We start from the raw sequence: 21,393 nt of genomic DNA, 5'->3' as shown, positions 1-21,393 counted from the left end.
TGTCGGGATAGTGCGCGAAGTTCAGGCCGTTACCCGCGCCGACCTCGATGACCCGCCCGGACAGTTCCGCGAGTGCCCGATCCCGATGCTCGGCGTCCCGGATCTCCGGCTCGGCGAGCACGTCCATCCGTCGCGAGGTCAGCGCCGTCACCGCGTTGGCGGCCACGTTGGTCAGCAGCTTGCGCCATGACGCGGTCCGGAAGTCGGCCTCGGCGGTGACGTCGAGGCCAGGGGCGAGCCCGGCCAGCCGGGCGGCGGCGTCCCCCTCCGGCACGACGAGCCGCGCGCCGCGGTGGTGGCGCACCCGTCCGGGCGCCACCCGTTCGGCCGCGATGTAGACCAGGGCGGGCAGCACCCGCGCGGGCCCGGTCAGGCCGGCGACCCGGTCGGCATGGCCAATCCCGTTCTGGCACACCACCACCGTCGTGCCCGCCCCGCAGGACCGCATTAGCCACGCGGCTGCCGCCGGTGTGTCGTGGGCCTTCGTGCACAACAGCACCCAGTCCACACGCGACAGTCCGGCCGGTTCGGTCAGCACCCGCACGTCGAGATTGGTCGACGTCCCGTCGCGCTCCAGGATCAGCGGCCCCGGCGTGGATCGGGCGCAGACGACCACGTCGTGCCCGGCGTCGGCGAACGCCGCGGCCAGCACGGTGCCGATGCCGCCCGCGCCGACGACGGTCACGGACGTCATAGGACGACCACTCCCTCCGCCGCGAGCCGGGCGAGCTCGGCCGGGCCGAGTCCCAGCTCGGCGAACACCGCCGCGGTGTCCCGGCCGATCCTCGGCACGCCCCGCGCCGCGCCCGCGCGCCGCCCGTCGATGCGGAACGGCGCGGCGAGGTGACGCCCGTCGATGATGTGCCCGGCGAATTCTGCGGTGCGCACGACTTCCACGGGCTCGAGCACCGGTTCCGCCGGAACGCCCGCCGTGGCGAGGGCCTTGCGGACATCCTCGGCGGGCCACTCCCGCATCCTGCCGGCGAGCGTCCCGTCGATCTCGTCGCGGCGCGCCACGCGTTCCTCGAACGGCAAGTCCGCCAGATCCGGCAGGTCGAGGGCTTCGCACAGCGCACGCCAGTGGTGTGCTTCGTAGGAGACCGCGAGGCACACCCGCGCCCCGTCGCCGAGCCGGTAGACCCCGTACCCCGCGGGCGCGACCGGGGTGGCGTCCGCGGGCAGCCCGGCGAGCTCGCGGGTCAGCGCGAAGGTGTTCAGGGCCAGTGCGCCGTCGAACATCGCGGTCTCGACCGTGCGCGCCCGCCCGTCCCGGTTGTGCCCCGCGATCGCGGCGAGGGCGGCGATCGCGGTGAGGAACCCGGACACCATGTCGACCACCGGCACCGCCCCCGGCGGCCCGTCGAGCAGTCCGGCGATGGCCTGGAAGACCAGGTCGTGGCCGGGCCGGGACGCGCCGGGACCGGTCAGCCCGAACGAGGACACGCTCACCACGGAGGCGTCCGGGAAACGGGCGCGCAGCTGGTCCGGGTGGACGCCGAGCTTGCGTGCGGTCGCGGGCCGCTGGCCCACCAGGATCACGTCGGCGCGCTCGGCCAGGCGTGCGAAGAGCCCGAGCCCGCGTGGATCGGCCACGTCGAGCGACACCGCACGCTGGTTGCGCGACAGCGCGGCGAACACCGCGGGGAACCGCCGGGCCGGGTCCCCGGGCGGCGGGCGCTCGACAGTGATCACTTCAGCGCCCAGATCGGCCAGCAGCAGCGCCGCGAGCGGGCCGGGCACGGTTTCGCTGAGGTTGACCACCCGCACCCCGTCGAGCGGGCCCGCGGTCACGCCGGCACCTCGCGGCAGCGGGCCCGCAGGCCGCGCCGGTCGAGCTTGCCCGTCGCGTTGTAGGGCAGCGCGTCCAGCACGACCAGCCGCCGCGGAACCTTGAACCGGGCCAGCCGCGCACGGCAGAACTCCTGCACCTCCTCCAGCGCCGGTGCGGGACCGTCCACCGCGAGCGCGGCGCAAATGGTTTCGCCCCACCGCGGGTCCGGCGCGCCGAACACCGCGGCGTCCCGCACGCCGGGCATTGCGGCGAGCACGCGCTCCACTTCGGACGGCATCACGTTGAACCCGCCGGTGATGATCACGTCGTTGAGGCGGTCGACCAGGTGGAGGTGGCCGGAGGCGTCCAGATAGCCGACGTCGCCGGTGTGCAGCCAGCCGTCGGGTTCCAGCGCCTTCGCTGTCGCCGCCGGGTTGTCGAAGTACTCGGTCATCACCGTGTCACCCCGCAGCTGCACCTCGCCGGGTTCACCGGCGGGGCACGGTTTCCCCTCGGCGTCGGCGATGCGCAGGTCCAGGAAGGGCACCGCACGCCCCGCCGAGCCGGCCAGTTCCGGGCTGGATCCGACGGCGGCGCGGTGGTCGGCGGGGGTGAGCACGGTGACCGGCAGCAGGCTCTCGCTTTGCGCGTAGACCTGGTACAGCGCGTGCGGAAACGCCTCGACCGCGGTCGCGAGGTCGGCCCGCCCGATGGGCGACCCGCCGTACACGATCGCCGACAGCGCCGACACGTCGTGCCCGCCCGCCAGCGCCGCGCGGGCCAGCGGCCCCACGACGGTGGGCACCGCGGAGACCACCGACACCCGGTCCCGCACGATCCGCCGCAGCACCTCGTCGACCACGAAGGCGGGCAGCACCTCCTGGTCCGCGCCGTGGCTGGCGAAGGCAGGCACGAGGTGCCCGGCGGCGTGGCTCAGCGGAATGGCCTGCAGCACCTGGTCGCCGGGCTGGACCGGGAAGGCGACCAGCACGTTGCGGACCATCGACGCCATCGCGCGCTGGGTGGCGACCACCGCCTTCGGCTCCCCGGTCGTGCCGGAGGTGAACAGCAGGGCCGCCGGGGCGTCCGGCGGCGGCAGCGGAGCGGGCCCCGGGTCCGCCCGGTCGGTCAGCGCGGCGAAATCCCGGTCCAGGTCGAGCACCGGCAGATCGCCCCGCACGGACGGCTCGGCGTCGAGCCGGGCGGCCCACTCCGCGTCGGCGCACAGCAGCGCGGGCTTCGCGGTGGCCAGGATCGACGGGAGTTCGTGGGGGTTCAGCCGGCGGTTGACGCCGACCCGGACGAACCCGCCGAGGAAGCAGGCCTGGTCGAGGACCGCGTACGCGAGGGAGTTCGCGGCGATCGTGACCACCCGGTCACCGGGCCGCAGTCCGCGCTCGGCCAGCCCGGCGATCGCGCGGCGCACGAGCGAGCCCAGCTCGCCGTAGGTCAGGGCGGTGGTTCCCTCGCGCAGGGCGGTCAGCTCGGCATATCGGTCGTGAGCGCGGCCGAGCAGACCGGCGAGGGTCGGCGTGACAGTCATCGCGGGCCCCGTTCACACACCGGCGATCACGACGCCGCTGGCGATCGCGTCGAGCGTCGCCACCCCGCCGCCGACCGTGTGGGACAGGCCGATCCGGGCGCCACCAACCTGCCGCTCCCCCGCGCCGCCGCGCAGCTGGGTGGTCAGCTCGACGACCTGGCCGACCCCGGTCGCGCCGACCGGATGTCCCTTGGCGAGCAGCCCGCCGCTGGCGTTGACCGGCACGCGGCCGCCGGGGCTGAACTCACCGGCCACCACCGCGGCCAGCGCCTTGCCCTGGCTCGCCAGCCCGAGCGCCTCCACCGAAGTGATCTCGCCGATGGTGAAGGCGTCGTGCACCTCGGCGAAATCGATGTCGGCCGCGGTGATCCCGGCCGCCGCGTACGCCTGCCCGGCGGCCAGCGCCGACGGACGCGAGGTGCCGAACTCCGTCTTCGGGCCCGTCGCAGTCCCCGAGGCGAGCCCGGAACCGAGCAGCCACACCGGATCGTGCCGGGACTCCACCACGTGCTCGGCGGCCAGCACCAGCGCCGCCGCGCCGTCGGCGTTCGCGCAGCATTGCAGCAGAGTCAGCGGATCGGCGACGGGACGGGAACCCAGCACGTCCTCTCGCGTGACGGGTTGCCGGAACATCGCGTGCGGGTTGCGCGCCCCCGCAGCGCGGTTCTTCACGCTCACCTCGGCGAAGTCGTCGAGAGCGGCGCCGGTGTCGTGGGCGTAGCGCTGGGCGTTGAGCGCGTAGATAGCGGGCATGGTCAGGCCCAGCAGGGTGGGCCGGTCGGTCCGGTCCAGAGTGATCCCGCCCTGGAACTTCCCGGTCATCTTCTCCGCGCCGACCACCAGGACCACGTCGTGCCGGCCGGACTCGATCGCCAGGCGGGCCAGGTGCACGGCGGTCGTCCCGCTCGCGCAGGCGTTCTCGACGTTGACCACGGGCACGCCGAACACGCCCACACCGGCCAGGATGCGCTGCCCGGCGCCACCACCGCCGAGGACGTTCGACGAGAAGACCGCACCGATCCGGCCGGGTTCGCACCCGGCCTCGGCGAGCGCGGCCTCGGCCGCCGTGATGCCCAGTTCCTCGAGGCCGGTGTCCTCGTGCTTGCCGAAGGGCACCAGACCGGTGCCGATCACGGCGACACGCCTGTTCGTCATGGCTTTTCCTCCGGCTCGAAGACGTAGTGGTCGGGTTCCGGCGCGGGCACCAGCCGGACCGTTGCGCCGATCGGCGCGGCACCGCGCACCCGCGCGAACAGCCGCGCGCCCGGCGCGAAGTCGGCGTACGCCAACGTGTACGGCACCTCGGTGCCGGGTGGCGCGACGCGGACCACGGTGCTGGTCACGACCGTCCCGGTGGACGACAGCGTGGTGTCGGAGAGCCAGGTGTTGCCGCAGAACGGGCAGCGGCCGGAGCTCTCCACCGACGGGAATGCCGCTTCACAACGCGCACAGCGGCGGGCGGGCAGGCCGGGCGCTCTCACAACGTCACCGAGTAGCCGCCGTTGACCGGGATCGTCTGCCCGGTCACCCACGAGCTCGCGTTGGAGCTGAGGAACAGGATCATGTTCGCGATGTCCTCCGGCTCGCCGAACCGGCGGATGACGTACCGCTTGAGCTGCGCCTTGGCCGCCGCCTCGTCGTTGAGGATGTCCTCGACGAAGGGTGTGCGGGTGGCGCCGATCGACACGGCGTTCGCGGTGATGCCGAACCGGCCGGTGCTGCGCGCGACGGCCCGGGTGAACCCGGCCGCCCCGGCTTTGGCGGCCGAGTACACCTCCAGCCCCGGCTCGCCCTGGCGTCCCGCGTCGGAGATCACGGTCACCACGCGCCCGGTGCCGTGCTCGCGCATCAGCGGCACCCCGTGCCGTACGCAGTTGAGCACGCCGTAGAGGTTGGTGCCCAGCCAGCGGTCCCAGTCCGCCGGTTCCTCGGACCAGAAGTCGGAGAAGCCCGCCCGGCCGGCGGGTCCGGCGTTGCCGGCGTTGTTGACGAGCGCGTGCAGTTCGCCGTACTCCTTCTGCACGCGGGCGAACGCGTCGGCGACCTGGGCGTAGTCGGTGACGTCGAACGCCAGCGGGAGGGCCTCCACACCCTGGCCGCGGACCTCTTCGGCGACCTTCTCGGCGCGGTCTTCGTAGAAGTCGTTGATCACCACGGCGCGGGCGTCGTGGGCGGCGAAGTGCAGGGCGACGGCCCGGCCGACGCCCTGGCCTGCGCCGGTCACCAGGGCGACCCGGCCCCGCATGGACAACACGTTCTGGTTCATCAGTGCCTCACAGGTGCGTGGGTTCGAAGATGGACGGACCGCGCAGGGTGGCGCCGTCCAGGAGGTTGCGGGCGATCACGAACTGCTGGATGGTCGGCGGGCCTTCCTCGACGACGTTCGCGCGCGCGTCGCGCAGCATGCGTTCGATCGGGTACTTGCGGGTGAACCCGATCCCGCCGAACACGAGCAGGGCCCGGTCGGTGACGCGGCAGACGGCTTCGGAGCCGAACAGCTTGCAGGCCGAGGCCTCGATGGGGATGCGCAGCCCGGCGTCGAGCTTGGCCGCGGCGTCCTGCAGCATCGCGCGCAGGGCGTAGACGTCGGTGGCCATCTCGGCGAGGTAGCGCTGGACGGCCTGCCGGGTGCCGATGGGCTTGCCGAACGTGACCCGCTCGTTGGCGCGGGCCACGCTGAGTGCGAGGGCCTCTTCGGCGGTGCCCAGGGACGAAGCGGCGACGAAGACGCGGCTGACCTCCATGCCGTGCTCGATCAGGCCGAGTCCCTGGCCCTCCTCGCCGAGCCGGTTGGTCACCGGCACGACCACGTCGTCGAAGGTGAGGTGGCCGTGCTGCAGCCCGCGGGTGCCCAGGGTGCCGGGCAGCGGCGCGATCGTCAGGCCCGGCCGGTTTCGCTCGACGAGCACGGCGCTCACCCCGCGGGCCCCGGCGGCGGGGTCGGTCTTGGCGAAGACGATGAAGTGGCTCACCCAGTCCGAGTTGGTGGTCAGCCACTTCTGCCCGTCGATCCGGTAGTTCTCGCCGTCGCGCAGGCAGCGGGTGCCGATGTCGGCGCCGGTGCCGTGGTCGGGTTCGGTGATGCCCATGCCGAAGGACGCGTGCCCGGTGGCCACGAGCGGCAGCAGCGCGTCCTTCTGCTCCTCGCCGGCGAGCATCTCGAAGACGTGCGCCGAGGAGTTGTGCGCGTGCACGAACCCGCGCAGGCCGCCGTGGATGCGGGAGAGGTCGGCGAGGATCGGCAGGTACTGCGACACGGTGAGGCCGGATCCGCCGTACCGCTCGGGCAGCAGCAGCCCGAACGCGTTCACCTCGCGCAGCGCGGGCACGAGGACGTCCTTCGGGATCCAGTCGGTGTCCTCGATCCGGTCCTCCATCGGCGGGATCAGATCGGTCATCGCCCGCGCGATGGCCTGGCGTAGTTTCTGGTGGTCGGTGTCGTCCATGTCCGTCCTTGTCGTTGTCAGGAACGCAAACTCTGTCCGCCGTCGAGCGGGATGACGGCCCCGGTGAGGTAGGCCGAGGCGTCGGAGGCCAGCAGCAGCACCAGCCCGGTGAGGTCGTTGAGCCGGCCCAGCCTGCCGAGCGGGATCCGCCGGGTGATCCGGTCCCGGAAGCGCTCGTCGGCGAGGAACTCCGCGTTGATCTCGGTCGGGAAGTGGCCGGGGCAGATCGCGTTGACCCGGATCCGCAGCGGCGCCCATTCCAGGGCGAGCTGCCGGGTCAGGTGGATCAACGCCGCCTTGCTCGTGCCGTAGGCCGCGGTGTCTGCCACCGGATTCAGCCCGGCCGCGGAGGCGACGTTGACGATGCTCCCCGGCCGCCCGAGGCGCCGCAGCCCCTCGGTGACCACAATGGACACCGTCCAGGCCCCGGTCAGGTTGACCGCCAGCGCGTGGTCCCAGTCGGCGTCGGTGTGTTCCAGGGCGGGCTTGACGGCGCCGCTCCCGGCGTTGTTCACCACGACGTCCGGCCAGCCGGTCGTCTCGGCGATCCGTGGAATCGCCTCGCGCACCGCGACACGGTCGGTGATGTCCAGTTCCAGTGGCACGATCCGGTCGCCGTGCCGGGGCACGCGGTCGGCGCGGCGTGCCGCGCCGATCACGGTGGCGCCGTGCTCGGCGAGGATGCGGGCGGTGTGCGCGCCCAGTCCGGAGGAGGCGCCGGTGACCAGGGCGACCTTGCCGTCGAGGTTCGTCATCGCCCGGTGAACCTCGGCGCGCGGTGGGCCGCGAAGGCCCGCACCCCTTCGGCGTAGTCGGCCGACTTCTGGTGCGCCTGGGCGACCTCCAGCGCGTGCGCCAGTCCGGTCCGCCGGTCCTGCTCGAGCCCGTCGCGGACCAGTTCCTTCATGCGCCGCAGGCCGAGCGGGCTCTTCCGGGTCAGCCCGGTTGCCAGCCGCCCGGCCTCGGCGAGCAGCTCCTCCCCCGGCACGACGCGGTGGACCAGGCCCCAGCGCTGGAAGTCCTCGACCGGTGCCGTGTCGCCGGTGAACAGCAGCCACAGCGCGGGATTGCGGCCGACCCGCCTGGGAAGGCGGTAGGTCCCGCCCGCGCCGGGCAAGAGCCCGGCGTTGGCGTGCAGGTCGCCGATGCGCGCGCTCGCGGCGGCGAGCACGATGTCGCAGCAGAGCAGCAGTTCCAGCCCGCCCGCCGCGGCCGTGCCGTTGACCGCGGCGATCACCGGCTGCGGCTGGCGTTCCAGCAGGCCGAACACCGCGTCACTGCGGGCGAGGTCGACGTCGGGCAGCGCGTCCGGGTCGTCCGGGTCGACGGTGAGGTCGGCGCCGGCGCAGAAGGCGCTCCCGGCTCCGGTGACCACCAGCGCCCGGACTTCGCTGTCCTCGGCCGTGTCCTCCAGGACGGCTTCCAGTTCGTCGAGCATCAACGGGGAGATCGCGTTGCGCCGCTCCGGCCGGTTCAGCGTGATCCAGCGGACCTGGTCGCGATCGGCGACGAGGAGGGTCTCGAAGTCCGGCACGGTCACACCGCCTCGGCCCGCGCGCCGAGCTGGTCCCGGAGGGCGCGTTTGAGCACCTTGCCGGAGGCGTTGCGCGGCAACTGGTCCACCAGGTGCCACCGCGTCGGCCGCTTGTAGCGGGCGATCCGTTCCGCGACGTGCACGCCCAGGTCCTCGGCCGTCGCCTCCGCTCCCGGGACCAGGACGACGGCCGCGGCCACGCACTCGCCGTACACCTCGTCGGGCACGCCGAACACCGACGCCTCGGCGACCGCGGGGTGGCTGTGCAGCGCTTCCTCCACCTCGCGCGGGTAGATGTTCTCCCCACCGGAGATGATCACGTCGCTGATGCGGTCGACGATGGTGAAGTACCCATCCGTGCCGCGCACGGCGAGGTCGCCGGTGTGCAGCCACCCGTCGCGGATCGCCTCGGCGGTCGCCTCGGGCTGGTGGTGGTAGCCGACCATGCAGGTCCCTGCCGCGCTGACGACGACCTCACCGGTCTCCCCCACCGCCACTTCGGCGCCCGACGGATCGACGATGCGGGCGTCGACCCCGTAGACCTCGCGGCCGGTCTGGTCGGCGCGATCCCGGTGGTCCTCGGGGCGGAGCACCGCGATCGTGGTGGCCTCGGTGGTGCCGTACCACTGGTAGAACCCCGCCTGCGGGAAGGCTTCTCGCGCCCGCTCCAGGGTCGTCGTGGCGATCGACGAGGAGCCGTACCAGATCTTGGTGAGCGAACCGGTATCGTGGGCCGTCACGTCGGCGTCACGCAGGATCATCGCGAGCATCGTCGGCGACCACAGCGTCACGGTCACCCGCTCGCGCTCGACGAGTTCCAGCACGCCGTCGGCGGAGAACCCGCGGCCGGTGAGCACGACCGTGGCGCCCAGCGCGAGCGCCGGCAGGAGCTGGATCACCAGCCCGCCGCCGTGGAACAACGGCATCGAGATCAGCATGACGTCACCGGCGCCCAGGCCGCCTTCGATCGCGTAGACCGGCAGCAGCCGCACGGTCGCGTCGTGCGTGGCGAGCACGCCCTTGGGAAAACCCGTGGTGCCGCTGGTGTAGAGGACCGTGGCGATGTCGCCCGGTTCGCTGAGGTCCTCCGGTGCGGCGCCGGTGTGCGCCGCCAGGAGGTCGCGATAGGACAGCCGCCCGGTCACCGCCTCGCCGTCGTCGACCACGACGAGCGCCGGACGCTCGGCCGGCAGCGCGGCGTCTAGGGCACCCGCGTAACCCGGTCCCGCCGCGACCACGCGGGGCGTGGTGTCGGCCAGGACGTAGGACAGCTCCTCCGGGCCGTACCGGAAGTTGAGCGGGACGAACCAGGCGCCCGCCTTCATCGCGGCGAAGGCCACCACGACGAGTTCGACGCAGTTCTCCGCCAGGATCGCGACGCGGTCGCCGCGCCGGACGCCCAGTTCCCGCAACGCCGCCGACAGCCGGTCGGCGTCGCGGTCGAGTTCGGCGTAGGTGAGGGCGGACCCGCCCGTCGACACCGCCGTCCGGTCCGCGAACCGCCTCGCTCCCCGGCGCGTGACATCGGTCAGTGTGCGCACGCCAGCATTCACTTCCTTCCCGGCACCGTTGCACGTGGTCGGCGCCCGGGCTGCGGCCCGGACTCCTCTACGGTCCCCCATCGACCCCAAACTCGTCAAGGATCAAATCATCTCAATTCTGATGATCTCGATTTGCTCGATCCCGTACGATGGCGTGGACTCGGATGAAGTGGGTGCTGATGGTCAGATCTCGACCAGTGCGCCCGAGCGACGACAGGGGTGTCCGTGAACCACATCCACGCCAAGGAGTACGAGGAGCTCATGGTCGAGCGCGCCGAGCGCTCCGGCGTCGAGGTCGACCTCGACGTGCTCGCCGTGACGTTCAACCTCGTGCGCGCGGCGAACAAGCTCGTCGCGGACCTGGAGCAGAACGTCTACCGGGCGCGCGGCGTGAGCTACGCGGGCTTCCGCGTGTTGTTCGCGTTGTGGGTCGTGGGCGAGAGCGAGCCGCGGCAGCTCGCCCAGCTCGCCGCCGTCACCAGGTCGAGCGTGTCCAGCGTGCTCAACACGTTGGAGGACGCCGAGCTCGTCGAACGGCGCCGGGACTCCACCGACCGCCGCATCGTGACGGTGGAGCTGACCAAGCGCGGCCTGGAGACGGTGCTGGAGACCTTCGGCAGCCACCACGACCGCGAACGGGAGTGGACGAGCGGGCTGTCGCCGGCCGAGCGCCGCACGCTGGCCGACCTCCTCCGCCGCGTCGTCGAGCACCACGCCGGATAGCGCCGTGGACGCCTACGACTGGTCGCCGCCCGCGCCCGGGCGGATCGTCTCGGGTCCGTCCGCGCTGGACTCGCTGCCCGGCCTGCTGTCCGAACTGGACCTGGCCCGGGTCGTGCTGGTGACCAGCCCGTCCATGGCGCGCAGCCCGGTGTTCGCGATGGCGCGGGAGCGGGCCGGGGACCACGTCGTGCACGCCACGGTCGCGCCTCATTCGCCGATGGCCGACGTGCGGACGCTGCGGGACCTCGCGGTCGCGACCGGGGCGGGCGGCTACGTCGCGCTCGGCGGGTCCAGCGTGATCGACACCGTCAAGGCGGCCGTGTGGCTCGATCTCGGCACCACGCGCCGCCGGTCGGTCGCGATCCCGGCGATGTTCGGCGGCGCGGAGGTCACCTCGCGCGCCGGGGTGACCGACGAGGGCCGCAAGGTCGGGATCGGCGACGAGCGGATCGTGCCGGACGTCGTCGTGCTCGATCCGCGGGTGCCGGCGGCGTTGCCGTCGCGGCTCACGCGCGTCTCCGTCGCCAACGCGCTGGCGCATTGCGTCGAGGGTCTGGTCGGCACGGGCCGCTCGCCGCTGTCGGACGCGTTCTACCTGCGTTCGCTGGCGCTGATTCGCGACGGGGTGGACCGGCTGGACGATCGGCACGGGGCGTTGAGCGCGTTCCAGTCCGCGGCGGTGCTCGCCGCCCTCCCCCGCGTCCGGATGGCCGCCGCGCACGCCATCGTGCACGTGCTCGCCCCGGTCCTCGGAGTTCCGCACGCCGTGGCCCACGGGGTGGTGTGCCGGACGGTGATGAGCTACACCGCCCCGGCGGTGCCGGACCGGCACGCGCTGATCGCCGAGGCGCTGCGCGCCCCGGCCGCGCTCGACGGCGTCACCGCGGTGCTCGACCGGCTCGGCGTGCCGCGGGGCCTGTGCGCGGCCGGGGTGGATCGCGGGCAGCTGCCCCTGGTCGCGGACGCGCTCCTGGAATCCGGCGTACCCGGCAACCCCCGTCCGATCGGCGGCCGGGAGGATCTGCTGCGCATCCTCGACCGCGCCTGGACCGGCGAGCTACCGCGGACCTGGTGACGCGAACGGGCCGGGCGCGCGCACGCACCCGGCCCGCTCCCCTCCCCCGTCAGTCCAGGAGATCCGGTTCCAGCTTGAGGATCTTCTGGTGCAGCGGCTGGAAGTTGAACCACCCGAACCCGGGCGTGCCGGTCACGCTCGACACCTGACGCGCCTCCGCCTCGTCGATGAGGATCGGGTCACCGGCGGCCATCGCGAGCAGCTGCGACTGGCAGGACCGCTCCATCGAGATGAACCACCACGCGGTCTCGGCCACCGTCCGCCCGACGGTGAGCAGGCCGTGGTTCTGCAGGATGACGGCCTTGTGGTCGCCCAGGGCCTTGGCGATTCGGTTGCCCTCCTCGGGGTCGAACACCAGGCCGCCGAACCCGTCGTAGACGCTGTGGTCGTCGTAGAACGCGAGCGAGTCCTGGGTGATCGGGTCGAGCAGCCGGCCGAACGCGGAGAACGTCCTGCCGTGCAGGGAATGCGCGTGGGCGACCGCCTGCACGTCCGGCCGGGCGGCGTGCACGCGCGAGTGGATGTAGAAGCCGGCCAGGTTCACCAGCCCCGCACCCTCCACCAGGCGCCCGTTCTCGTCGACCAGCAGCAGATCCGACACGCGGATGTGCTCGAACGGCACGCCGAACGGGTTCACCCAGAAGCAGGTGGGGTGGATCGGGTCGCGGGCGGTGACGTGACCACCCACCCCTTCCCCGAAGCCGAACTTCCCGAACAGCCGGAAGGTGGCGGCCAGTTCGCGCTTGCGGCGGAGGCGTTCCTCCTCCGGTGAGGCCGCCACGGGCGGCGCCGGGACCCGGTAGGCGGGGTCGTCGAACGTCGGCAGGGCCGTGCTCATACTGTTTCCTTCCTCTCCTGCGACTGCACTGGGGATTCGGTGTTCATCCGCTCGATCCGGGGCCCGACGGCCAGCACGGTCACCACACCCAGCACCATGACGAGCGCGATGAGCAGCAGTGCGTAGCGGAAGCTGCCGGTGGCCTGCTGGATGCTGCCGGTCAGCAGGGGGCTGACGATGCCGGTCAGGTTGCCCGACGAGTTGATCACGGCGATCCCGGCCGCCGCTGCGGCGCCGGTCAGGCCGAGCACCGGGATGCGCCAGAACTGCGACAGCGACGTGTAGATACCGGCGAAGCTCAGGCAGGTGCCGACGAGGAACGCGACGCGGTTGTCGGTCATCGCCGCGAGCACCACGCCGGCCGTGCCCACGCACAACGGGAGCGTCGTGGAGAAGACGGCGCTGCGCCGGGCGAACACCTTCGGCCACACCAGCATGACCAGCAACGCGAAGGCGGACGGGATGGCCGACAGCAGCACGCTGGTGACGTCGGTCGGGGACGCGCCGCGTTTGTTGGTGAGCAGCTGCAGCATCTGCGGCAGGAAGTAGCTGAACGCGTAGATGCCGAAGGTGAGCGCGAAGAACGCGAACGCCAGGGCCCACACGCGACCGCTCTTGAGCGCGTCGGTGATGCGGGCAGGCACCGCGCTGTTCCGCTTGAGCGCCGCCTCGTCGTCCAGCTGTTCCTGGATGTACTGGCGCTCCGAAGTGGACAGCCACTTCGCCGTGGCCGGGCTCTTGGCGAGGCGGGCCATCAGGAGGATCCCGACGACCACCGTGATCACGCCCTCGACGAGGAAGACCGATCGCCAGCCGACCATGCCCGTCAGGTGCTGCCCCCATTCGAGCAGCCCGGCGGACAGCGGCGCGCCGACGATGCCGGACACGGCGATCACCGACACGAACACCGGGTAGGCCCAGGCGCGTTGTTTCGCCGGGAACCAGTAGGTGATGTAGAGCAGGACGCCGGGAGCCAGGCCGGCTTCGGCGAGTCCGAGCAGGACGCGCAGGACGTACAGCGCCCCGGCCGAGTCGACGGCCGCCATCACCGCGGTGACCGTGCCCCAGGCCAGCAGGGTGCAGCCGATCCAGGTCGGTGCGCCGAAGCGCCGCAGCGCCAGGTTGCTCGGGACCGTCGCGATGATGTAGCCGATGAAGAACAGCGTCGAGGTCAGTCCGATCTGGACGTTGGTCAGGCCGAGGTCGCGGGACATCGGGGCGGCGACGAAGCCGATGTTGACCCGGTCGATGTAGCCCAGCACGTAAGCGGCGCCGAGCAGGGGGAACGTGCGGAGGGCGACCTTGCGCCACAGTTTCGTGCGGTCGGGTGCCGAGCCGGTCTCGGTCATGGTTTGTCTTCCGTTCGCAGAGCAGGGGTCAGAACGCGGGAACGCGCTCGGACAGGAAGCGGCCGAGTGCGGCCGCGACTTCCCGGGGATGGGTGGCCGGGCTGGCGTGCGGTGCGCCGTCGATCACGGCGACCGGATCCGCGTGCGGCAGGAGCGCGGCCCACTGCCGCGCCTCGGCCACCGTGATGGCCGAGTCCGCGCCGCCGTGCACCACCAGCGCCGGTGCGGTGATCTCGCGCAGCCGGGGCGACAGGTCGTCTCGCTCCATCACCGCGCGGAACGGGGTGGCGAACTCCGCGGGGCGCTGCTTCATCCACTTCTCGATCCAGGGTCCGACGTCACCGTCGCCGAAGACCATCGCGCCGAGGACCTGGCACAACTCCGGAGTGGGCCCGCCGGCCTGCCAGGCGTCGGCGAACGCGGTCAGCTCACCGAGGGCGCTGCCGTCCTGGCCGGCGGGCGTGGTGTCGATGAGCACGAGGCCGGCGACGCGGTCGGGGGCCAGCAGGGCGGCCGACAGGGCGACGAAGCCGCCCTGGCTGTGCCCGCCGACGACCGCCCGGTCGATGCCGAGCGCGTCGAGGAGGGCGAGAAGGTCGCGGGCGCTGTCCCACAGCGTGAAGGGCTCCCCGTCGTAGGTGGTGCGTCCGTGGCCGCGGGCGTCCCACGTGACTACGCGGCACCGACTGGACAGCGGCGCGGCCACCTCGTCGAACAAGCCGGAATCCAGCATGAACCCGTGCCCGAGCACGAGCGGGATCCCCTGCCCGGTGTCCCGGTAGGCGATCCGGGGCCCCGTGGCGACGGGGGCGAAGCGCGTCATCTCTGACCTCCAGCCAGGTCGACGTTGACCAGCGACCTGCTGAACGGTAGGAAGTGTCACCTGAGATTGTCAAGGATCACATCATTTGATCTATGATGAATGGAGCTTCCCGTGAGCGGTGGGTTCGAGGGCAGGATCGGCGTGGTGACCGGCGCGGCGAGCGGACTTGGCGCCGCGGTGGCACGCCGGCTGCACGACCAGGGCGCGACGGTGGTGGCCGCGGACCGGAGCGAGATCCCCGGCGCGGACTGGGTTCCCGCGCGGTGCGACGTCAGCGACGAGGGGGACGTCCGGCAACTGTTCGAGCTGTGCCGGGAGCGGTTCGGGCGGGTCGACGTGCTGTTCAACAACGCCGGCATCAGCGGCGCCCCGGCCCGCCGCGTGCACGAGTACGAGGCGGCCGAGTGGGACCGCGTGGTGGCGGTCAACCTGCGGGGCGCGTTCCTGGTGCTGCGGGCCGCGCTGCCGCTGATGCTCGCCGACGGGGGCGCGGTGGTGAACACCGCGTCGGTGGGGGCGGTCCGGGCGCGGCCGGGGTTCGCCGCGTACACCGCCTCGAAGGCCGCGGTGAGCATGCTGACGCGCCAGGCCGCGCTGGAGTACGCCGGCGACGGGATCCGGGTGAACGCGGTGGCGCCGGGTTTGATCGACACCCCGCTGGCCGGCGACCTGACGCCGGAGATGCGGGCCGAAACCGCGGCGCGGACGCCGCTGGGCCGGCTCGGCACGCCGGAGGAGGTGGCCGACCTGGTGACGTTCCTGCTCTCAGGCGCCGCGTCCTACATCACCGGCCAGACCTACCTGATCGACGGAGGCCGGTGCGCATGACCTCCTGAGCGCGCTGCGGGCGGGCCCGCCGGGCGGCGCCGGGCATACACGGGTGGCGATCCACGATTCCACCGCAGTCGCGGGCGATACCGCCGGGAGATCAGCGCACCGCGCCCGCCAAGCCGCGCCCCGCAGCGATCATCGCGCGGCGAGCCCGGCGATCAGCAGCTCGATGATTCCCTCGGCCTGCGCCGCCCACTCGCCGTCCGGGTCGAGCTGCCACAGGCTGCCCAGCGCCAGCAGCACGATCTCCGGATCGAGACCCTGCCGCACGGTGCCGGCCGCCTCGTTCGCCGCCAGCAGTTCGGCCAGCGCGTCGCTCATCGCCTGGTAGGTGTCGGCCAGCTGGGCTCGGTCCGGGCCCGTCGCCAGGCGCAAGGCGTCGCCGAGGCCGCGGCGCGTCAGCACGCACCGGGCGAGTTCCCGCATCCACTCCCGCAGTGCCTCCATCGGGAACCGCTCGGCCAGCAGCCGCGTCGCCACGTCGCGGATCTCCGCCACGTCGCGCCCGTACACCGCCAGCACGAGAGCCTCGCGCGTCGGGAAATGCCGGTACAGCGTCGCGTTGCCGACGCCGGCCCGCTTGGCGACCGCGTTCAGGGAGATCTCCGGGGACTCGGCGAGGGCCAGCCGCGCCACGGCCAGGATGGCGTCCCGGTTCTCGCGCGCGTCGGCACGCCGCTTCGGTGTGCTCGCGGTCACCCTCACCCCTCGCAGGTTGCGAAACGGGGAACTCCCCGCTTACTGTCGGAGTAACGGGGAGTTCCCCGTTTAGTTCATCCTACAAGGAGCACACCATGCCCGTTCTGGGATCGTCCGGCCTGGACGTCTTTCCGCTCGCCCTGGGAACCAACACGTTCCGGTGGACCGCGAGCACCGCGGAGTCGCACCGCATCCTGGACGCCTTCACCGACCGCGGCGGCAACTTCATCGACACCGCGGACGTGTACTCGGTCTGGGCGCCGGGCAACAGCGGCGGCGAGGCGGAGAGCGTGATCGGCGAGTGGCTCGCCGCGGGCGCCGACCGCGAGCGGGTGATCATCGCGACCAAGGTCTCCGGCCACCCCGCCCACCCCGGCCTGAGCGCGGACAACATCACCGCGGGCGCCGAACGATCGCTGAAGCGGCTGCGCACCGACCACCTCGACGTCTACTACGCCCACGTCGACGACCCGGCCACCCCGCTGGAGGAGACGGTCGCCGCGTTCGACCGCCTCGTCCAGCGCGGTCTCGTGCGCCACGTGGCGCTGTCGAACTACTCGGCCGAACGGGTCCAGGAGTGGGTGGACGTCGCCGAGGACCTGGGCGCCGCGCCGCCGGTGTCGCTCCAGCCGCACTACAACCTGCTCACCCGCACCGCGTTCGAGCGCGACCTGCGGCCGGTCGTCGAGCGCAACAACCTCGGCGTGGTCCCCTACTACGGCCTGGCCTCGGGCTTTCTCACCGGCAAGTACCGCTCGGCGGCGGACGCGGCGGGAACCGCCCGTGGCGCGCTGATCGGCGACTACCTCACCGACGCCGGGTTCGCCGTGGTGCGGGAACTCGATGCGGTCGCGTCCGAATTGGACGCCGCGCCGGCCACCGTGGCCCTGGCGTGGCTGCGCGCCCAGCCCACGGTCGTCGCGCCGATCGCCAGCGTCAGCGCGGCCGGCCAGCTCGACGCCCTGCTAGCCTCGGCCACCCTGGACCTGTCCCCCGAGCAGCACAAGCGGCTGACCACGGCATCCGACGCGGTCAGCTGACCAGGCCAAGCTGGTCGGCCAGGTGGAGCGCCAGTTCGAGTCGCAGGCGGTGCTCCCCGGGCGCCTGACCGAGCAGGGCGGCCGCCTGGTCCACCCGGTAGCGCACGGTGTTGTGGTGCACGCCGAGCCGCGCGCCCGCCGCCCGGAAGTTGCCACCGGCGTCGAAGAACACCGCGAGCGTGGCGCGCAGGCGGCGGGCGTCCTCAGTGCCGGCGGCCAGCGGCCCCAGCGTCTCGGCCACGAACGTGCGGCAGACGCCGGGATCGGTGCTGCACAGCGCCGCCACCTCGACGTCCGCGAAGTGGGTGACGGTGCCCGCCGGACGGCCCGCGAGCTGCGCGACCCGCAGCGCTTCGCGGGCCTGCCGGTGGCTGTGCCGGAACCCCTCCGGCCCCGCCGCGGGCAACCCCTGCCCGGCCAGCACCGGCGCGCCCGCGGACGGCAGCCGGGCGGCGTCGCGCGTCGGCACCCAGCACCACGTGGTGTCCACATCCACCCGCACCACCAGCGGCGGCGCGGCGGTCAGTGAGGCAGCCAGCGCCCGCGCGGTCGATTCCAGCGGCTGGCGATTGCCCTCCCGCGGGTTCTTCAGGACCAGCGCGACGTGGCGGCCGGTGAGGTCGTACCCCAGCCGCAGCCGGACCTCCGCGACGTCGGTCTCCCCCGCGAGCACGTGGCGCACGAACTCCGCGCGTTCCAGCGAACCCTCCCTGGCCAGCCGCTCGGCCTCGTCGCGGTACTCGGCGCTGAGCCGGTCGCTGACCAGTTCCAGCCAGGACAACAGGAACGTCGTGCCCTGGTTGACGACCGGCACCGCCAGCGCCACGTCGGGACAGTGCTCCTCGACCGCCCGCCCCCACCGGGTGCACCAGTAGGTGATGCCGAGCCGGTAGCCGCGCATCACCGCGTCGTGGCTGAGCCCGTGCTGCACCATCGACCGTGTCGAGCGCACCACCTCGGGCGAGGTGGTCACGTCCGTCGGCTGGTCACCGCGGACGAGGGCGTGCAGCAGCGCCTCGCTGTTGGCGAAGGCGGTCGCGCGGGCCAGGTCCAGCGCGTCGCGCTCGGCCAGCTCGGGCATGCCCGCCGCGATGTGGGCGACCGTGCCGTCGGTGATCGCGGTCAGGTCGGGCAGCATCGCCGCCGCCACATGCCTGGTGGCCGCGCGGATCGCGTCGTCGGTCGCCGCGGACATGGCCTCAGCGTATCCGCCAGATGGTCAACCGGGCGCCCCGCGGTTGACCGGTTGACCGAAGACACCGCGCGGCGTCGCGGGCACGCTGACGGTCACCCCGATCCGTGGAGGACACCCATGAAGCGAGCCGAAGGCAAAGTCGCCTTCATCACCGGAGCCGCCCGCGGCCAGGGACGCGCGCACGCGCTGCGCCTGGCCGGGGAAGGCGCGGACATCATCGCCGTCGACCTGTGTGAGAGCGTCGGCACCACGCCCTACGACGGGGCGACCGACGCGGACCTGGCCGAAACAGCCAAGCGCGTCGAGGAACTCGGCGGGCGGGTGCTGGCGCGGCAGGCCGACGTCCGGGATCTCGCCGCCCTGCAACGGGTCGTCGAGGAAGGGCTGTCCCGCTTCGGCGGCATCGACGTCGTCTGCGCCAACGCCGGCATCGCGAGCTTCGGGTCCGCACTGGACCTCAGCGAGCAGATGTGGCACGACGTCCTCGACATCAACCTCACCGGCGTGTGGACGACGGTCCGGGCCACGGCACCGTCCATGGTGGAGCGCGGCCGCGGCGGCTCGATCATCCTGACCAGCTCGATCGCCGGCCTGATCGGCTTCCCCAACCTGGCCCACTACACCGCCGCCAAACACGGCGTCACCGGGCTGATGCGGGTGCTCGCGATCGAGCTGGCGCCGCACCACATCCGCGTCAACTCCATCCACCCGGCTACTGTGGACACCCCGATGGTGGCGAACGAGGCGTCCTGGAAGCTGTTCCTCGGCGGCATCGACGGCGCGACCCGGGAGCAGGCCGCCGTCGGCATGAAGGCGCTCAACGCGCTGCCGATTCCGTGGCTCGACGTGGACGACATCAGCAACGCCGTCCTGTACCTGGCCTCCGACGAGTCCCGCCACGTCACCGGCACCACCATGGTGCTCGACGCCGGCGCCACCCAGCCGTTCAAGATCCCGCATGGCTGACGTCCACGACCTGACCGCGGTGCCCGCCGCCGAACGCGAGACCCGGTTCGAGGAGCTGGTCGCCGAGACGCACGTCGACATGGCGGTGCGGCTCGGCAGGCCGGCGGAGTCGTTCCGGGCCTCGATCCGGCGGCGGCGCATCGACGACGTCGTCCTCGTGGAGACAGCCTGCGACCCGTGCAGCGGCCGCCGGGGGCCGCGCCGCGCCGCCCGCACCGGACGCCCGTACCTGGGGGTGATGGTCGTCCGGCGCGGGCGGGAAACGGTCGCGCTCGGCGACACCACCGCCGACCTCCGGCCGGGGGACGTGGTGGTGTGGCGCAGCGACCGCCCGGCCCGGTTCGAAGTGCACGCGCCGCAGCGGAAGCAGACCCTCATCGTCCCGCTGGCCGCGCTCGCCGACGTGCCCGGCGGGCACCGTCTGTTCCGGACAGTCGTGCTCGACGGGTCGGCACCCGCGGTCCGGCTGTTCACCGGCTACCTCGGCGTCCTGTCCCACACGCTGGACCGGCTGGGTCCTGCGGAACTAGCCACAGCCCGGTCCGCGGCGCTGGACCTGTTCTCGGCGGCGGCCCAGCACGACTCGGCGCCCGCCCCGCTGGCGTTGATGGAGGCATGGATCGAACGGCACCTGGCGTCGGGCGAGGTCACCCCGGCGGCGATCGCGGCCGCGCACGGCATGTCGGTGCGCAGCGTGTACCGGGTCTTCGCCGAAGCCGGGACGACGGTGGCGGCGTTCGTCCGCGACCGCCGCCTCGCCCGCGCGCGCCGGGAACTCGCCACCGGCGCGGACCCGATCGCCGACATCGCCCTGCGCTGGGGTTTCGCCGACGCCAGCCACTTCACGCGCGCCTTCCGCGCGCGCTACGGGTGCACCCCACGCGACCACCGGGCCGGTGCCGGCACGAACGGGCCACCGGCTGGCAGGCAGATGCAGGCGCTGACGGCGGCACCCGGGTCAGGCTGATCGGCGAAGCCGCTGTGGATCGAGGAGGATTTCGTGGCACGTGAGGACATCGAGTTCACCGCGCAGGGCACGACCCTGCGCGGCTGGTTCTACCCGGCGGAGGGAGCGACCGGCGAGGCCCCGTGTGTGGTGCTGCAGCACGGGTTCTCCGGCGTCAAGGAGATGTACCTGGACAGCTACGCCGAGCTGTTCCAGGCGGCCGGGCTGGCGTGCCTGGTGTACGACCACCCCGGGTTCGGCGCCAGTGACGCCGTGCCGGGGTGCCCGCGGCTGGAGATCGACCCGTGGCAGCAGGTCCGGTTCGTGCAGCACGCGATCACCTACGCGCAGTCGCGGCCGGAGGTGGACGCCGAGCGGATCGGCCTGTGGGGTTCCAGCTACGCCGGCGGGCACGCCCTCGTCGTGGCCGGCATCGACCGCCGGGTGAAGGCCGTGGTGAGCCAGGTTCCGCCGGTGTCGGGGTCGATGGCGTTCAAGGAACTGATCCGGATCGACCGCTGGGCCGAGATGGACGCGGTGTTCGCGGCCGAGCGCCGGGCCCGGCTGGCCGGCGCGGAGCCGTCGATGCTGCCGGTGGTGACGACCGATCCGGCCGGTGCGGCCGCCCTGCCGACCCCGGACGCCTACGAGTGGTGCACGACCACCGCCGAGCAGCGGGCGCCGGAGTGGCGCAACGAGGTCACGCTGCTGTCGATGGAGTTCCTGCGCGGGTACGAGCCAGGCCGCTGGGCGCCGCTGATCGCGCCGACGCCGCTGCTCATGATCGTCGCACCGCTGGACCGGCTGGCCGACGGGCAGCTGGCCACGCAGGTCTACGAGGAGGCCCTGCACCCGAAGAAGCTGGTCCTGATCCCGGGTGGCCACTTCGACGCCTACCACGGACCCGGATTCGAGTGCTCGGCGCCGCCGGCCCGGGACTGGTTCGTCGAACACCTGCTGGCCAAGCGCGTGTGACCGGCCGCGCGCCCCCCCCCCCCCCCCCCCGGGCCCCCGGCCGGCCAGAGCCCGGCGCCCCCCCCCGGCGCAACCGGGGTGGGGGGCTGGTTTGGCAT

22 protein-coding genes are annotated in these 21,393 nt (G+C 72.8%); 7 read left to right on the top strand and 15 right to left on the bottom strand.

Features of this window, described 5'->3' with window-relative positions:
* From ABZ215_RS37870 to ABZ215_RS37825, 10 genes are all read right to left on the bottom strand, one after another.
* Positions 1-694 (bottom strand): 2-dehydropantoate 2-reductase N-terminal domain-containing protein (locus ABZ215_RS37870; protein ID WP_354955362.1); only part of this gene is annotated, 694 nt, incomplete at its 3' end.
* Positions 691-1,791, bottom strand: coding sequence for a CaiB/BaiF CoA-transferase family protein (locus ABZ215_RS37865; protein WP_354955360.1), 1,101 nt, complete (start codon positions 1,789-1,791; stop codon positions 691-693). The genes ABZ215_RS37870 and ABZ215_RS37865, both read right to left, overlap by 4 nt.
* Entirely contained in the window at positions 1,788-3,314 is a 1,527-nt protein-coding gene (locus tag ABZ215_RS37860; RefSeq protein ID WP_354955358.1) for an AMP-binding protein, read from the bottom strand. The genes ABZ215_RS37865 and ABZ215_RS37860 overlap by 4 nt, the downstream gene beginning before the upstream one ends.
* Positions 3,315-3,326: 12 nt before the next feature.
* A complete protein-coding gene (locus ABZ215_RS37855) occupies positions 3,327-4,469 on the bottom strand; it encodes a thiolase family protein (RefSeq protein WP_354955356.1) in 1,143 nt (380 codons plus the stop codon).
* Positions 4,466-4,735 (bottom strand): OB-fold domain-containing protein, encoded by a 270-nt coding sequence (locus ABZ215_RS37850; RefSeq protein ID WP_354713701.1) that lies wholly within the window; start codon positions 4,733-4,735, stop codon positions 4,466-4,468. Before ABZ215_RS37850 ends, ABZ215_RS37855 begins: the two co-directional genes overlap by 4 nt.
* Positions 4,736-4,791: 56 nt before the next feature.
* Complete coding sequence (locus tag ABZ215_RS37845; protein ID WP_020417323.1) at positions 4,792-5,580, bottom strand: SDR family NAD(P)-dependent oxidoreductase; 789 nt, start codon at positions 5,578-5,580, stop codon at positions 4,792-4,794.
* A 7-nt stretch (positions 5,581-5,587) separates the two neighbouring features.
* Positions 5,588-6,760, bottom strand: coding sequence for an acyl-CoA dehydrogenase family protein (locus ABZ215_RS37840; protein WP_354955354.1), 1,173 nt, complete (start codon positions 6,758-6,760; stop codon positions 5,588-5,590).
* Between the two features lie 17 nt (positions 6,761-6,777).
* The gene (locus ABZ215_RS37835) at positions 6,778-7,515 is read right to left on the bottom strand and encodes an SDR family NAD(P)-dependent oxidoreductase (RefSeq protein WP_354955352.1); all 738 of its coding nucleotides are present in this window, start codon (positions 7,513-7,515) and stop codon (positions 6,778-6,780) included.
* Complete coding sequence (locus tag ABZ215_RS37830; RefSeq protein ID WP_354955350.1) at positions 7,512-8,300, bottom strand: enoyl-CoA hydratase/isomerase family protein; 789 nt, start codon at positions 8,298-8,300, stop codon at positions 7,512-7,514. Before ABZ215_RS37830 ends, ABZ215_RS37835 begins: the two co-directional genes overlap by 4 nt.
* A complete protein-coding gene (locus tag ABZ215_RS37825) occupies positions 8,297-9,835 on the bottom strand; it encodes a long-chain-fatty-acid--CoA ligase (protein WP_354955348.1) in 1,539 nt (512 codons plus the stop codon). The genes ABZ215_RS37830 and ABZ215_RS37825 overlap by 4 nt, the downstream gene beginning before the upstream one ends.
* Before the next feature lie 225 nt (positions 9,836-10,060).
* On the opposite strand from ABZ215_RS37825, the gene ABZ215_RS37820 reads away from it, so the two are divergent.
* Positions 10,061-10,558: a MarR family winged helix-turn-helix transcriptional regulator gene (locus ABZ215_RS37820; RefSeq protein WP_157358488.1), complete on the top strand. Its 498-nt coding sequence runs from the start codon at positions 10,061-10,063 to the stop codon at positions 10,556-10,558.
* A 4-nt stretch (positions 10,559-10,562) separates the two neighbouring features.
* Positions 10,563-11,633, top strand: a complete 1,071-nt coding sequence (locus ABZ215_RS37815) for an iron-containing alcohol dehydrogenase (RefSeq protein WP_354955346.1) — start codon at positions 10,563-10,565, stop codon at positions 11,631-11,633.
* 49 nt (positions 11,634-11,682) lie between these two features.
* Here ABZ215_RS37815 and ABZ215_RS37810 read toward each other — a convergent pair whose 3' ends face one another.
* The 3 genes from ABZ215_RS37810 to ABZ215_RS37800 are packed head-to-tail and all read right to left on the bottom strand — an operon-like array spanning position 11,683 to position 14,643.
* Complete coding sequence (locus tag ABZ215_RS37810; RefSeq protein WP_354955344.1) at positions 11,683-12,471, bottom strand: class II aldolase/adducin family protein; 789 nt, start codon at positions 12,469-12,471, stop codon at positions 11,683-11,685.
* Positions 12,468-13,820 carry an MFS transporter gene (locus ABZ215_RS37805; RefSeq protein ID WP_354955342.1) on the bottom strand — a complete coding sequence of 451 codons (1,353 nt, stop codon included), beginning with the start codon at positions 13,818-13,820 and terminating at the stop codon, positions 12,468-12,470. The genes ABZ215_RS37810 and ABZ215_RS37805 overlap by 4 nt, the downstream gene beginning before the upstream one ends.
* A 28-nt stretch (positions 13,821-13,848) precedes the next feature.
* Positions 13,849-14,643, bottom strand: a complete 795-nt coding sequence (locus ABZ215_RS37800) for an alpha/beta hydrolase (protein WP_354955340.1) — start codon at positions 14,641-14,643, stop codon at positions 13,849-13,851.
* A 111-nt stretch (positions 14,644-14,754) separates the two neighbouring features.
* Here ABZ215_RS37800 and ABZ215_RS37795 point away from each other — a divergent pair, with 111 nt between their 5' ends.
* Positions 14,755-15,471: an SDR family oxidoreductase gene (locus tag ABZ215_RS37795; protein ID WP_354955338.1), complete on the top strand. Its 717-nt coding sequence runs from the start codon at positions 14,755-14,757 to the stop codon at positions 15,469-15,471.
* Positions 15,472-15,609: 138 nt separating this feature from the next.
* On the opposite strand, the gene ABZ215_RS37790 is transcribed toward ABZ215_RS37795, so the two are convergent.
* Positions 15,610-16,173, bottom strand: a complete 564-nt coding sequence (locus ABZ215_RS37790) for a TetR/AcrR family transcriptional regulator (RefSeq protein ID WP_354955336.1) — start codon at positions 16,171-16,173, stop codon at positions 15,610-15,612.
* Positions 16,174-16,268: 95 nt separating this feature from the next.
* On the opposite strand from ABZ215_RS37790, the gene ABZ215_RS37785 reads away from it, so the two are divergent.
* Positions 16,269-17,213: an aldo/keto reductase gene (locus ABZ215_RS37785; protein WP_354955334.1), complete on the top strand. Its 945-nt coding sequence runs from the start codon at positions 16,269-16,271 to the stop codon at positions 17,211-17,213.
* On the opposite strand, the gene ABZ215_RS37780 is transcribed toward ABZ215_RS37785, so the two are convergent.
* Positions 17,206-18,408, bottom strand: coding sequence for a helix-turn-helix domain-containing protein (locus ABZ215_RS37780; protein ID WP_354955332.1), 1,203 nt, complete (start codon positions 18,406-18,408; stop codon positions 17,206-17,208). The genes ABZ215_RS37785 and ABZ215_RS37780 overlap by 8 nt on opposite strands.
* Before the next feature lie 117 nt (positions 18,409-18,525).
* Here ABZ215_RS37780 and ABZ215_RS37775 point away from each other — a divergent pair, with 117 nt between their 5' ends.
* From ABZ215_RS37775 to ABZ215_RS37765, 3 genes are read left to right on the top strand one after another with little or no spacing between them, the layout of a single operon-like run.
* Complete coding sequence (locus tag ABZ215_RS37775; RefSeq protein ID WP_020417337.1) at positions 18,526-19,374, top strand: mycofactocin-coupled SDR family oxidoreductase; 849 nt, start codon at positions 18,526-18,528, stop codon at positions 19,372-19,374.
* A complete protein-coding gene (locus ABZ215_RS37770) occupies positions 19,367-20,341 on the top strand; it encodes a helix-turn-helix domain-containing protein (protein WP_354955330.1) in 975 nt (324 codons plus the stop codon). Before ABZ215_RS37775 ends, ABZ215_RS37770 begins: the two co-directional genes overlap by 8 nt.
* Before the next feature lie 33 nt (positions 20,342-20,374).
* Positions 20,375-21,295, top strand: a complete 921-nt coding sequence (locus ABZ215_RS37765) for an alpha/beta hydrolase (RefSeq protein WP_354955328.1) — start codon at positions 20,375-20,377, stop codon at positions 21,293-21,295.
* Positions 21,296-21,393: the final 98 nt, after the last annotated feature.

The organism is Amycolatopsis sp. NPDC006131 (genome assembly GCF_040614175.1).
Classification (GTDB): Bacteria; Actinomycetota; Actinomycetes; order Mycobacteriales; family Pseudonocardiaceae; genus Amycolatopsis_E; species Amycolatopsis_E tucumanensis.
The sequence above is the reverse complement of the archived record's forward strand: the minus strand, read 5'-3'. Positions and strand labels throughout refer to the sequence as shown.